This window comes from Larsenimonas rhizosphaerae, from assembly GCF_026240105.1.
Taxonomy (GTDB): Bacteria; Pseudomonadota; Gammaproteobacteria; order Pseudomonadales; family Halomonadaceae; genus Larsenimonas; species Larsenimonas rhizosphaerae.
Window position 1 is genome coordinate 288,448 of the sequence record NZ_JAPIVE010000004.1, and the last position, 12,779, is coordinate 301,226.

The following is a 12,779-nucleotide window of genomic DNA, read 5'->3' on the forward strand; positions in this document are numbered from 1 at the left end:
GAACATCGCGGCGGCTGAACAGGTACCAGGCCTCGACAGGCCCGCCCGCAACCGTCAGGATACGATTCCTCCAGCGACTTCCAGACAAGGCATAACATGGCGCGCCCCACTCCCTCCCTGACCCTTGCCCTGCTTCAGGCGCGTGAATCCGCCATGGATTTTTTCAGGCCACATCTCAACCGCAACAACGTCACCGAACAGCAGTGGCGCGTCATTCGCATCCTGTGGCAGTCCGATAATCAGACCCTTGAAAGCTATCAGCTCGCCGAGCGCGCCTGCATTCTGCGCCCGAGCCTGACCGGGGTGCTCCTGCGACTGGAGCAGAGCGGCCTGGTCAGCCGCTGGAAGCCTGAAACCGACCAGCGGCGGCTGTGTGTCACGCTGACGCCCGAAGGCAATGCGCTGTTCGACAGCATGAAAGGCGAGATGATGCGCCAGTATCAACGCATCCAGCAGCACCTCGGCCCGGAGAAATACCGGACGCTGATGAGCCTGCTCGATGAGGTGCAGCAGCTCGATCCAAAGGAATAACCTTCAAGCAGCCCCACCAATGGCCATGCCTTCCCAGCGCATCCTGTTCCGGCCACTGAGGCATGATTCGAGCCCCCCGATGACAGCACGGGGCACCGGGAGTGCAACACGCCCTCTCGGCGACTGCCATGACGCTGAGGCCGAGCCTGAAACGCACAGGGCACCTCATATCGAGGTGCCCTGTGGATCAGCCTGCATGCACTAGTCGCTCAGGTCTGCCTCGAACAGGCCCTTTTTCATCTTGAACTTGACCCAGATGATCGCAATCAGACTGACGACACCCAGTACTCCACCCAGGAGGCTATAGATCGTGGCGGTCATGTCCGGCGAGGGTGAGGCATGGAAGATCACATAGGTCATGCCGATGATTCCCAGCACCTGTGGCAGCGGATAGAACGGCGTACGGTACGGGCGACGATGCTCGGGGTGGCGCCGACGCAGTACGATCACATCGATATGCGCCACGATGTAGGCCATCAGCCAGCTGGTCGCCGCGGCGATGACCAGCGCAATGATCTGCTGTGGGTTGACCAGCAGAAAGGTCACCGTCGAGACGGCTGCCAGAAACAGGATGCCGACCCAGGGGGTGTTATAGCGCGAATGCATTTTGCCCATGATGGAAAAGGCCTGGCCATTGTCGGCCATGCCCGAAAGCATGCGCGGTACGGCGGCCAGAACCGTGTTGACCGTACTGCAGGTGGCGGTCATGCCCATTACGGTCGCGATGATCAACCCGGTCTTGCCGAAGACCGCATCGACCAGATCAAGATAAGGCAGCGGCGACGTGGTCAGGGTCTCATCGGAAAGATACCGCCCCCCGCCAAGGCAGAACAGGATAAAGAGCACGAAGATAATACCCAGCGACAGGAACATGGCCCGTGGAATACGTTTTTCCGGCTGACGGATATCGCTGATCATCGGGCAGACGAACTCGCAGCCAACGAACATCCACATGGCAAGTGCTACCAGCCCGAAGAAACTGCCGTCGGCGATGCCGCCCAGCCCCCAGTCGATGCCCGCCGCACTGCTGGCTGCGGCCGGTGTCAGCGGCTGAGTCAGTGCTGTCACGCCGACCAGCAGGATGACGGCGATCATGGAAAAGGTGAATACGTTCTGAAGCCGGGCGAAGACATCGGTGCCCAGGATATTGAATATGGCAATCGCTACCAGTATCAGAAGCGGCACCACGTGCGTGGGAAGTATCCCGGGGAACAGGGCCTGAAGCAGGGCATCAACCAGCAGAAACTCGGCCGGAATCGCGAAGACGGCCACCACGATATAGCCTGCGAACACCGATACGATGGCCGGGAAATGTCCGATGGCCTTCTGGGTATAGGTGGCCAGCGTACCGGCCTGTGGATACATCAGCGAGAGCTCTGAAAACGACATGGCGTTGCAGATGGCCAGCAGGAACGCCACCAGCATGGCGGCCAGAAAGCTCAGGCCTCCAATGCCGAATCCCAGCAGCCCGGACGCCATGACCCCCTGTACCACTACGGTCCCCACACAGATTGCAATCATGGTCTTGAAACCGATGACTGGCCGGGCGGCGGGGGGGGAGTCAGGTATCGCGTGAGCTGCTTTTGTTATATCGGGCATGGTCAATGACCTCCGTAAGACAGGGTCGATTTTGTTATTGTCGGATACTGATCACGGCATCACAGTATATTGAACCAACCTACATCTACCGGAGGGGGCGTTCTTGTTCTCTCCTGCCAGGAACTTTCCTTTCCCTGCCCACCAGGATCACGTGGCGGCCTCCCGTCGATGCACCATGCCCTCCTCACCGGCATGCCCGGTGGCATGGAACAGCGGGAAGAGGATGCACCAGCAGGGGCCGCACCAGTGATTCAGGCAGTGACGCCAGGGGGGCGTCTCCAGCAGCGGCCTCACGCCTTATGATCGTTGCAATCATGAGGCAAGGTCAGGCGCGGATCGAAAGCGGGCATTATCCCGAACGGCAGGTACCGGCCGAGCGAGCCCGCAGGCAAGCGTCAGGGCGCGTTGAGGTTACGGAACATCTTGCTCAGGCACTGGTTGACGTGAACGATCTCCGCCTTGCTCAGACCATCGAACGCCTTTTCCACCACCCGGGCGGTGAGCGTTCTGGCCACCGCCAGCTTGGCTTCACCTTCAGCAGTAAGCACCACCTCGGTGACCCGGCGATCCTGCGGAGAAGGCGCGGTTTCGAGCAGGCCTGCCTCCTGCATCTTGTAGACGATTCTGGTCACCGTAGAGAGCTTGGCCACGACGTGGGTGGAAATATCGGACATGCTCAGGCGGCCCTGCTCATGAAGGATGACCAGCACCCGCCACCTGGACGAACTCAACCCCTCGGGCTTGAGCAGAGCATCTACCTCGGCACTGTACTTTGCATTCAGACGCGCAACCCAGTAGAGCGGAAAATCATGGGCGCGATATTCATCGGAGAGCGGAAAGAAGGAGGAAGCCAACTCGTCCTTGTCGACCATATAAGTGCGCTCCAGGGCGATAAAGTCATTAAAGGGTTTGCTGTATCGCCTGACCCGTGAAAACCGCCTCGGTGCTGCATGCCTTCGCGTCAGGCACTGATATCAGCCCCGTTGGCAGGTGTCAGGAGAGGACTCGACGAACCGCATGTGATAGCTCGCCGAGAAGCAGAAGTGGCTGATGAAAAAACACCCCGGGGCGTGGACCACTTCGCTCATCGAAGCGCGCCAGCCGCAGCACTCATCAACGCCTCGCTGTACTTTTCGCGCAGGTCATCGGCACACCGGCTGCTGAGTCAGGCCGGTAACGGGACGGAAGATATCAAGCTTGGTTGACGCCAACAACCCCGGCGGCACCTCAGCCGCGGCAGCCCGGCCCTTGTGCGAACCGGGCGGTGCCCGGCGCGCTTCCGATCAGAGAAGGCGGATGGCTGACGCAACAGCCCTGAATCAGCCATCCGTGCTGACATGATGCGTCGGTCAGCTCGCTGCCGGGGACGGCAGCGGGCACGTAAAGCGCAGCTGTGGCGTGGTGAACTCAAGCAGCCCCTGCATCCCGAACTCGACCCCGAAGCCGGACATCTTGCAGCCACCAAAGGGAGTGTCGGGCTGAATCCGGGCGTGACAGTTGACCCACGCCACACCACTTTCCAGACGGTTGGCGATGGCCCGGGCGTGAACCTCGTCAGCCCCCCAGACCGAACCACCCAACCCCATTGATGATGCATTGGCACGGCGCAGGGCATCCTCGACATCAGTATAGGCAACCAGCGGCAGCACCGGGCCGAACTGCTCCTCGTCCACCAGCCTCTGGCCATCGCTGACCCCCATGACGATGGTCGGCGGATAGAAGAAGCCGTCCCGCGCCAGGCGCTCGCCACCACACAGCACCTCGGCGCCCTGTGCACGGGCGTCATCGACCAGCTCACTCACCAGCGCGAGCTGGTCAGCATTCTGCACCGGACCGAAGGTCACGCCCTCCTCCAGTCCAGCGCCCACCACCTGACGCCGTGCGATGTCAGCCAGTGCCTCGCCGAGCTCCCGATACTGGGACTCATGCACATAGAGCCGTTTCAGTGCCGAGCAGGTCTGGCCCATGTTGAGAAAGGCCGCCTGGAAGATCGCCTCGGCCACTGCCGCAATCGGCGTATCCGGCAGCACAATGGCGGCATCATTGCCCCCCAGTTCCAGAGTGAGGCGCTTGAGGTTACCCGCCGAGGCCCGCATGACGCTCTGGCCGGTCTCGGTAGAGCCGGTGAACACGATCTTGTCGATCCCCGGGTGCCCGGTAATGGCGCTGCCCAGGCCCCGCTCCCCCGTGACCACGTTGATCACGCCCCGAGGCACATGGCGGGCAATGATCTCGACCAGACGAATCGTGCTCAGCGGCGTCAGACTGGAAGGCTTGCTGACCACACAGTTGCCCGCACGCAGCGCCGGCATGATGTGCCACACCGCGATCATGAAGGGCCAGTTCCAGGGCGTGATCGAGGCCACCACGCCCACCGGCCGATGGTGCAACTCGATCTGCTGGGCCGGCGTCTGCTCGATCGTCTCCACCGGGATTTCCTGACTCGCCGCATAGCGTGTCCAGGCCACCCCCCCGGCGATTTCAGCATGGGCAAGCGTCAGCGGCTTGCCCTGCTCCCGCACGATCAACCGTGCCAGTTCATCGGCCTCACGTTCGATGTCATCGGCCACCCGAGTCAGCGCCTCGCAGCGCTGCGCATGGCTGGCGCCCTGCCATTCGCCGAAGGCGGACCGGGCGGCGTCGACCGCGCGATCCAGCTGTGCCGGCGAACCCGCCGGGCACCGGGCAAAGGCGCTACCGCTGGCCGGATCGGTCACGTCGAAGTACCCCTCATCGCCCGGCACACGCTCGCCACCGATCAATAGTTCATGGTCACGCATCATGATTCTCCTTGTTTGCAGTCATGACCGGTGTGGAAGGCAAGGTATCGCCCGCCCACCGGGAATAGCCGTCCAGATGCGTTGAGCCCATCCACTCGAGGCGCTCCGGATCCCGGCGTCCATCAATGAGGCGGCTGCGCAATCATCACGAAGTCGGCTGTCGCTTCCCACTCGGTATCGCTCTGATTCGCCCTACGGTACGCCACGATCAACGAGGCCTTGACCCCGAACACGGCGTCCGAGGCCAGGTAGTCGTCGCCGGCCACGAAGAGGTGGGTGACGATACGTTCGTAGTCCGGGTGGGTAAGCAGGAAATGCATATGGGCCGGCCGCCAGGGATGACGCCCGAGCCGGGTCAACATGTTGCCGACAGGGCCGTCGTCGGGGATCGGATAGGAGACCGGCTTGATGCCGACGAAGTCATAGCGGCCATCGGGACCGGTGACGAATACGCCCCGGTTGTTCCACGTCGGCTGCCGGCCGGGCTGCTGTACGTCATAGAAGCCGTCGCTGTTGTCCGACCAGACATCGATCCGCGCCCCCGCGATGGGCCGGCCCTCGAGATCAAGCACCCTTCCCGAGTAGCGACACGACTCGCCCTTGCCATCGAGCGAAATACAGCTGCCCATGGGCAGTTCAGGCGCCCCGTCCACGTGGAAGGGGCCGAATACGGTGTTCTCGGTGGCCCCCGCCGGACGGCGATGCGCGAGCGCATCCACCAGCATGGACACACCAAGGGTATCGGAGAGCAGGATGAACTCCTGGCGCTCGTTGTCACACAGCTGGCCGGTGCGGGTCAGGAAGTCGATCGCGACCTCCCATTCCTCCTGCGTCAGCCCGACCTCCTTGATGAAGCCGTGCAGATAACGCACCAGCGACGCCATGACCTCACGCAGCCGCGGGTCCGTATCCTCGCCCATGCGCGCATTGACCGCCTCGACGGAGTTGGCTTCGGTGAAATAGTCGATCCGGGACATACTCACTTCTCCTTGTCAGCCCGGTCACCCGAGCCTCGACACGCGATTGCACCCTTACGCCGGGCGCTCGCCACGCCAGGCGCGACCCAGCAGCTCGCGGATGGCATGGCGCTCGATCGGACGCGGGTTCCAGTAGGGGTTCATGACCGCCAGCTCGGTCGCTCGGTCCAGGTCGGCCTCACGCAGCCCAAGCGTCTCAAGGGCGAGCGGCGCGCCCAGGCCGGCGGCGAAGTCGTAAAGTCCGCCACCCAGCTCGCCACCGAACAGCTGCGCGGCCGGCGCCAGAACATCGGCCGCTGCCCGAGCGTTATAGGCCGCGGTGTGCGGCAGCAGGATAGCGTGGGTTTCGGCGTGAGGCAGATCAAAGCTGCCGCCCAGGGTGTGGCACAGCTTGTGGTGCAGCGACATGCCGACACTCCCCAGCACACTACCGCACAGCCAGGCACCGTAAAGCGCGTCGCTGCGCGCCTCCAGATCGTGCGGCCGGGCGACGATGGCCGGCAGTGCCCGCTTCAGGCTGTCGAGCCCCTCTACGGCCATCAGCCCGGTCAGCGGGTTACGATCGCGCGCATAGAGCCCCTCCACCGCATGCGCCATGGCGTTCAGGCCGCTGGTGACGCTGATCGCCGGCGGCAGATCAACGGTAAGTTCGGCGTCATAAATCACCACCTCGGGCAGGATGCCGGGCCCCTTGATCGTGGTCTTCAGGCCGTTCTCGGTCTGCCCCAGAATGGGTGTGACCTCGGAACCGGCGTAGGTGGTCGCCACCACGACCTGGGGAGCGTCATTGCGGTGAGCAATCGCCTTGGCCAGCCCCACGGTCGACCCCCCGCCCAGCGCCACGACGCAGTCGGCATCGACCTGCGCGAACGCCGCCATGGCGCGCTCGGTCACGGCTACCGGCGTATGCATGGCGGCCTCACTGAACACTCCGACGGCCAGCTCACCGAGCTGGTCGTGAAGCTCCAGCGCCGCGTTGCGGCGGGTGGGTGTGGACAGCACCAGCGCCCGGCGACAGTCCAGGTGGCGCAGTTCATCGGCAATACGGGCCTGACTGCCAGGCCCGAAGATGATGCGTGCCGGATGGGACGTGTACACGAAATCGTGTGCCATAACGCCTCCTCAGCGCTTGAGCAGTACCGACTCGCTGGGAAAGTCCGTCGCCCAGCCTTCCTTGAGCGGCGCCACGAACACGTTCTCGGTGCGTGTACGTGTAATCTTCCACTGCCCGTCGGGCTCCCTGCGGAACGCATTGTTGAGTCGTGATGAGCGCAGCAGCGCCTTGCCGTCGGAGAAGATCCAGGGCTGGCAGTGAACCCATTGCCCCTCGGCGAGGTCGCCGCGGACATGGATCTGCTCCGAGGTCAGGTAGTGGACGTTGAGCAGCAGCCTGGGGTCCGCGTCCTTTTTCCAGAAGCCTTCGAAGTGCCGCCGAATCGCTGCCGCCCCCTCGGCACGCCCGAACTGGCCGTCGTAGTATTCACCGACGCCTTCCCAGACGGCATCCTCGGTATAAAGCGCCATGATCCGATCGATGCGCTCGGCATCACTGGTCACCCCATACTCGGGGATCGGGGTATCACAGAGGAACATGTAGCGCGCCTGCAAACGGCGGATGTCGGCCTCGGCCTCCAGTATCTCGATACGTGCTACCAGCGCCTTCACTTCATCATTCGTTACGTCCGACATGGTCGGTCTCCTTGACTTGATTGGCTTGCTTGCACAGTGACCTCTCGTACGGAGGGGTCACGAAGGGGCGCCGAGACGCTCGATCACGCGTCCAAGCCCCGACTTGAGCGCGTCGGCTTCGTTTTCCGCCAGACTTTCAAACAGACGACGTTCATAGTCGTCGGCCATGGTCAGAAGACGCAGCGCCAGCGACTGCCCGGCATCGGTAAGACACACGCCCCGGGCGGCATCCATGCTCAGCAGACCGCGCTCACTCAACGCGGCAAGGGTATCCTCTAGCTCCACGAGCGGTTGCGTCACGCGTCGCGCCAGCACGTCGGCGGCCAGCGGCCCGCTGTCGGCGAGCAGGGTCAGCACCCGCCACTCGTTGTCATTGACACCAAGGCTTGCGAGCCGCGGGTAGAAATCGCCACGATAGGCGGCCAGTGCCTGACGCATCAGGTAAAGCAGGTGCCGGCCCAGACGGCCATCCATCGCCGGCGTCTCACCGACATCGAGCATCAGCGGGTGCGGCTCGGGAACGGCGTAGCGGCCGTTGTGGAAGACCAGGGCGCTGCCCTCATTGCGGTAGGCATAACGCAACACTTCGCCAACGATGATCAGATGATCACCGCCCTCGTAGACGGCCCAGGTGCGGCATTCGAAATGGGCAGCAGCCCCGGTGACTCGGGCAACATCCCCCAGCCCCTTGTCGATGGCAATGCCGGCAAACTTGTCCTCGCCCCGCCGGGCGAAGCGGTTGGAGATGTCGACCTGCTCGTTGCCCAGCACATTGACCACAAAGTGCTCGGCGTGGCGGTAGGCATCCAGACTGTAGGCACCCTTGTCGATGCTCCAGAGGATCAGCGGGGGATCCATTGACACCGAGTTGAAGCTGCTGGCGGTAACGCCATGGTCGTCGTCGCCATCGCGCGCGGTAATCACTGTCACGCCGGTGGCAAACTTGCCCAGCGCGCTGCGGAAATCTCTCGTATCGAAGCTCATGATCGACCCTCCGTTGAGGTAGTCAGACGCGGTTCAGCGGCCCAGGCGCTCGGCGGTCTCGCCACCGATGCCATAGTCGCCCTTGGGAATATCGCTGATGATCACGCGGACGTTGGCCGGTGGCGCATCGAGGGAGTTCGCAACGGCATCGGTCACCTGACGAATCATGGATTCCTTCTGGGCCGGGGTTCGCCCCTCAATCATGTAAACGTGAACGGTTGGCATTGTTGTATTCCTTTGTGGGTTCAGATATCGAGCACGAGCCGATTGCCTTTGGCCCGCGAACAGCAGACACACATCTGGTCACCATCCTCGCGCTCCTCGTCGGTGAGGAAGTGATCGCGATGATCGATCTCGCCGTCGAGGACATCGGTCACGCAGGTGCCGCACACGCCCTCCTCGCATTTCACCTCGACCGCGATTCCGGCACGCGCCAGCGCCCTGGCGATGGTATCTTCAGCGCCCACGCTGACCGTGAGCCCGGAGCGTTCGGCCACCACCTCGAAGGCCTCGCCCGAGACATCGACGTCGGCGGAAAAGAACTCCTTGTGAATGCGGTCATCATCGATGCCGCAGGCGCCCGCACGGCCGATCACCCAGTCCATGAACCCCTGCGGACCACAGACATAGATGTTGGCCCCGGCGCATGCCTCGGCCAGCACGGCGTCCAGATCAAGCCGGGTCGCCGGGTCATCGTCGTGGTGGTAGACCACGGCATCCGCGAGTCCGGCATCCGCTACCGCATCGCGGAAGGCGGTGGCGTCCTGCGACCGTGTGCAGTAGTGCAGCGTGAAGTCCTGTCCCAGCGTACGAAGCCGCCGGGCCATCGCTATCATCGGTGTCACGCCGATGCCGCCTCCGAACAACAGGCTCTGAGGGGCCGCTTCATTCAGGGGAAAGTGATTCCTCGGTCCCTCGACCTCAAGCGTGCCGCCGGTGCGTACGATCCGGTGCAGGGTTTCCGAACCACCACGACTGTTGGGATCACGCAGCACGCCGATCTCGTAGAACCCCGTCTCGGCCGGATCCGAGCACAGCGAGTACTGTCGCCACAGATCGACCTCGGCGTCATGGATGTGTATGTCCAGGTGAGCACCGGCAGTGAATGGCGGCAGCGGTGCGCCATCGGGTGCGCGAAGCCGCAGCCTGGCGATGTTGCCCGGCTCGTCGATGCGCTCGTCGATGGTCAGCGTCAGGCGCGTTTTGGGGGTCTCCATTGGCATCACCTCATGTAGATTCCACCGTTGACGTCCCAGCAGGCGCCGTTGACGAAGGCCGCGTTGGGGCCTGCCAGCAGTACCACCAGTTCGGCAACGAAGTGGGGATCCCCGAGCTGGCCCACCGGGATATTGGCAAGGGCCTGCTCAAGGTTGTTGCCCAGCACCGAACGCACCATGGGGGTGTCCATCGGGCCGGGAGCGATGGCGTTGCATGTGACGCCGAAGGGTGCCAGGTCACGGGCGAAGATCTTGGTCAGGGTCAGGATGGCGCCCTTGGATGCGGCGTAGTGGGCGCCGGTCGCGGTGCCGCCGTTCTGCCCCGCCAGCGAGGCCAGATTGACGATGCGCCCGTAGCCCTGAGCCTTGAAGTGGCGCCCGAAGATCTGACTGCCGGCGAAGGTACCGCCGGCGTTGGTCGCGAGCACGGCGTTGAAATCCGCGGGGTCGATCTCCAGCACCCCCTGCACCGCCGTACGCGCGGCGTTGTTGACCAGCACCTCCACCGAGCCCCAGCGTTCGATGCACTTGTCGAGCACGGCCTGGAAGTCCTCGGGCCGGTTTACATCGAGGGTCGCGGTCATCGCGGTCTCGCCGGAGAGGTCCAGCTCGCTGGCCAGCGCCGCGGCCGGCTCGGGGTCGATGTCGGAGATCACCACCCGGAAGCCGGCACGGTGCAGGGCGCGCACCGCCTCGGCGCCGAAGCCACGCGCTCCGCCGGTGACCACTGCGGTATGAATCTTGTCGGGAGCAGGTAGTGTCATCAGAATAAATAGCTGAACGAGTTCAGCATCCCGTCGGAGTTGAGCAGGCGCGCCACCTTGTGACGGATCTTGAAGCCGTCCGGGGTGACAGTGAGGGTGTAGGTCAGGTCCGCGGCCCAGATGCGCTGGCGACCGAACTTGTCCTCGATCAGATGCTCCGCACAGCGAATCCTGACGTCATCGCCCTCGGTTGCCTCGATCACGAAGCGCGACAGCGTGCGTATGGTCCGCGCCGGCGGCGCCGAGGAAATCGAGAATCCCTGCTGGAAGCGCTTGATGCGCTCGCGCCGCATGTGGGCGTCGTCGTGGCACAGATTGAGTGCGTTATCGAAGTCCTGGGTGTCGCCGATCGGCAGGGTGTAGAAGCCATCGTCGCGCCACAGGGCGAGCCACGCCTCGTAGTCGCGGCGATCAAGCATGTCCGCTTCGGCCCAGATAAAGGCCTGGGCGCTCCACAGCAGGGAATCGTTTCGGGTATCGGTCATGACTGCATCATCCTTTTCCACATGTCGTACGCCGCACGCATGCCGGTCTCGGCACTGATATGTCCGCGCGGTCCCGCCTCGCCGGGCTGCTCGTCCTCAAGGCCACGGTTGATCAGAATGGGCAGCTCGGCGCCCCCCTGAACACCACGCTGAATGCGCTCCCATACCTCGGCATCATCAGGCGAGCCGAAGCCCATCGGGCCCTGGAAGTGCTCGTGCAGCCGCAGCCGCGCACGGTTGGCGGCATCAGGGCCACCGTCCATGCCGATGGCGATATGCCGAACGTCGGTGCAACCGACGTTCACCGGCGTCAGCACGCGGAAAAAGGCCAGCGATAGCGACACGTTGGGGAACAGGTTGAGGTTGAAGCCGGCGCCCCCCACGGCGCGTACAATGCGTCGCACCTGCTGATCATCATGCCCCTCGTCACGCAGTTCCTGAGCCAGTGTCTGGAAGCGTTCGGGGATCGGTGCATCGAGGTTGTCTTCCAGATCCACCAGTTCGGGGATCATCACCATGACCGAGTGACCGTTGCCGAGATCCTCGACGTAGCCCTTGCCCTGCTCGAGGAACGAGAAGACCTCCTCGGTCTCATCGTCCAGCGACTGAAGGAATGACTTGTGCACCACCGGGAAGTGATAGGCGTCAGTGGTGTTTTCGAGCTGGATCTTCCAGTTCATCGGCACACTGAACTGATGCTCGCCGATCGCCTTGACCGGGTACCCGGCGCCCTGCTTCATGAACAGATCGATCCACTTCGTTACCGGTCCGAGGAACTCGACCAGCGGCTCGACCTCTTCGTTGAAGGTGGCAAAGACCATTCCGGCGTAGGATTCGGTGCGCAGCTTGAGCAGACCATGCTGTGCCTTGTCGAAGTCATCGCCGTACTGCTCGGGATAGGGCAGCGCGCGCAGCGAGCCGTCCAGACCGTAGCCCCAGCCGTGGTAGGGACACTGGAACGAGGCGGTCTTGCCCTGTTTCACCTCGCACACCGTGGCTGCCCGGTGGCGGCAACGGTTGATCATGACGTGGATCCTGCCTTTCCTGTCACGCACCACGATCACCGGGTCACGTCCCACCTGGGACAGCTTGAACGACCCCTTGTCGGGAATTTCGCTCTCATGAGCGACCCATACCCAGGTCTTTTTGAAGATGCGGTCCATCTCGGCGTCGAACAGCGCCGCATCGTCATACATGGGGGTGCGGATATGGTCCTTGAACACCAGTTCATCCGGTTCAGGAACGAGTTCAATCCTGTTGTCGATAGTCATAATGGCCTCGCGCTAGCAGTTTTCAGGTCTTTGCCGACACGTCTGTCGAGAAACGTTTTTCAGGAAACGTCGGAAACAAAATCCGTTACTCGGGGACGACGAGCTCGCGACCGATGCGCGCCTCGACACGGCAGTATTTCCAGAGCTTGTAGGTACCGTCGCCCACGGGCGTGGAACGGAAGAAGTTGCAGGCGTCGACGATGGCTTCGTAGGTCTCGACGTCGGCCATGATGTAGAAGGTCCAGGGCGCGGCAAGAGAGGGGCCGACCTGAATGCGGTCATCGTCCATGATGCCCAGAATGGTGAGGCCGGGCAGGCCATCGATGCCCTGCAGCATGGCCCGGGTGGCTTCCCAGACCTCCTTGGCCTCCTCGGCGGTGGCGTCCATGAAATTCTGGTTGATGCCACAGCAAAACAGTACGCGATGTTTCATGTCGTGATTCTCCGTTAGCGAATGAATGATCCGGTGAGTGAGTGGATGG

16 protein-coding genes are annotated in these 12,779 nt (G+C 63.0%); 2 read left to right on the plus strand and 14 right to left on the minus strand.

Going from position 1 to position 12,779, the window contains the following annotated elements:
- Positions 1 to 96: 96 nt before the first annotated feature.
- Positions 97 to 531, plus strand: a complete 435-nt coding sequence (gene hpaR, locus OQ287_RS13995) for a homoprotocatechuate degradation operon regulator HpaR (RefSeq protein ID WP_250938226.1) — start codon at positions 97 to 99, stop codon at positions 529 to 531.
- Between the two features lie 201 nt (positions 532 to 732).
- On the opposite strand, the gene OQ287_RS14000 is transcribed toward hpaR, so the two are convergent.
- From OQ287_RS14000 to OQ287_RS14010, 3 genes are all read right to left on the minus strand, one after another.
- Complete coding sequence (locus tag OQ287_RS14000) at positions 733 to 2,130, minus strand: APC family permease (protein WP_265896852.1); 1,398 nt, start codon at positions 2,128 to 2,130, stop codon at positions 733 to 735.
- Positions 2,131 to 2,277: 147 nt separating this feature from the next.
- Positions 2,278 to 2,424: a hypothetical protein gene (locus OQ287_RS14005; RefSeq protein ID WP_265896853.1), complete on the minus strand. Its 147-nt coding sequence runs from the start codon at positions 2,422 to 2,424 to the stop codon at positions 2,278 to 2,280.
- Between the two features lie 101 nt (positions 2,425 to 2,525).
- Positions 2,526 to 3,002 carry a MarR family winged helix-turn-helix transcriptional regulator gene (locus OQ287_RS14010; RefSeq protein WP_250938224.1) on the minus strand — a complete coding sequence of 159 codons (477 nt, stop codon included), beginning with the start codon at positions 3,000 to 3,002 and terminating at the stop codon, positions 2,526 to 2,528.
- Between the two features lie 147 nt (positions 3,003 to 3,149).
- Here OQ287_RS14010 and OQ287_RS14015 point away from each other — a divergent pair, with 147 nt between their 5' ends.
- A complete protein-coding gene (locus tag OQ287_RS14015) occupies positions 3,150 to 3,335 on the plus strand; it encodes a hypothetical protein (protein WP_265896854.1) in 186 nt (61 codons plus the stop codon).
- Between the two features lie 144 nt (positions 3,336 to 3,479).
- Here OQ287_RS14015 and OQ287_RS14020 read toward each other — a convergent pair whose 3' ends face one another.
- From OQ287_RS14020 to OQ287_RS14070, 11 genes are all read right to left on the minus strand, one after another.
- Entirely contained in the window at positions 3,480 to 4,913 is a 1,434-nt protein-coding gene (locus tag OQ287_RS14020) for an aldehyde dehydrogenase family protein (RefSeq protein WP_265896855.1), read from the minus strand.
- A 119-nt stretch (positions 4,914 to 5,032) separates the two neighbouring features.
- The gene (locus OQ287_RS14025) at positions 5,033 to 5,887 is read right to left on the minus strand and encodes a dioxygenase family protein (protein ID WP_265896856.1); all 855 of its coding nucleotides are present in this window, start codon (positions 5,885 to 5,887) and stop codon (positions 5,033 to 5,035) included.
- 54 nt (positions 5,888 to 5,941) lie between these two features.
- Positions 5,942 to 7,000, minus strand: coding sequence for a maleylacetate reductase (locus OQ287_RS14030; RefSeq protein ID WP_265896857.1), 1,059 nt, complete (start codon positions 6,998 to 7,000; stop codon positions 5,942 to 5,944).
- A 9-nt stretch (positions 7,001 to 7,009) separates the two neighbouring features.
- Positions 7,010 to 7,576, minus strand: a complete 567-nt coding sequence (locus OQ287_RS14035; protein ID WP_265896858.1) for a nuclear transport factor 2 family protein — start codon at positions 7,574 to 7,576, stop codon at positions 7,010 to 7,012.
- Positions 7,577 to 7,633: 57 nt separating this feature from the next.
- Positions 7,634 to 8,560: a flavin reductase gene (locus OQ287_RS14040; RefSeq protein ID WP_265896859.1), complete on the minus strand. Its 927-nt coding sequence runs from the start codon at positions 8,558 to 8,560 to the stop codon at positions 7,634 to 7,636.
- Between the two features lie 33 nt (positions 8,561 to 8,593).
- A complete protein-coding gene (locus OQ287_RS14045; RefSeq protein ID WP_250938216.1) occupies positions 8,594 to 8,785 on the minus strand; it encodes a 2-hydroxymuconate tautomerase in 192 nt (63 codons plus the stop codon).
- A 20-nt stretch (positions 8,786 to 8,805) separates the two neighbouring features.
- Positions 8,806 to 9,777, minus strand: coding sequence for a PDR/VanB family oxidoreductase (locus tag OQ287_RS14050; RefSeq protein ID WP_265896860.1), 972 nt, complete (start codon positions 9,775 to 9,777; stop codon positions 8,806 to 8,808).
- A gap of 5 nt (positions 9,778 to 9,782) precedes the next feature.
- Complete coding sequence (locus OQ287_RS14055) at positions 9,783 to 10,541, minus strand: SDR family NAD(P)-dependent oxidoreductase (RefSeq protein ID WP_250938213.1); 759 nt, start codon at positions 10,539 to 10,541, stop codon at positions 9,783 to 9,785.
- Entirely contained in the window at positions 10,541 to 11,026 is a 486-nt protein-coding gene (locus OQ287_RS14060; protein WP_265896861.1) for an aromatic-ring-hydroxylating dioxygenase subunit beta, read from the minus strand. The genes OQ287_RS14055 and OQ287_RS14060 overlap by 1 nt, the downstream gene beginning before the upstream one ends.
- The gene (locus tag OQ287_RS14065; protein WP_250938211.1) at positions 11,023 to 12,297 is read right to left on the minus strand and encodes an aromatic ring-hydroxylating oxygenase subunit alpha; all 1,275 of its coding nucleotides are present in this window, start codon (positions 12,295 to 12,297) and stop codon (positions 11,023 to 11,025) included. Before OQ287_RS14065 ends, OQ287_RS14060 begins: the two co-directional genes overlap by 4 nt.
- An 85-nt stretch (positions 12,298 to 12,382) precedes the next feature.
- Positions 12,383 to 12,730 carry an IacB protein gene (locus OQ287_RS14070; RefSeq protein ID WP_250938210.1) on the minus strand — a complete coding sequence of 116 codons (348 nt, stop codon included), beginning with the start codon at positions 12,728 to 12,730 and terminating at the stop codon, positions 12,383 to 12,385.
- Positions 12,731 to 12,779 lie beyond the last annotated feature (49 nt).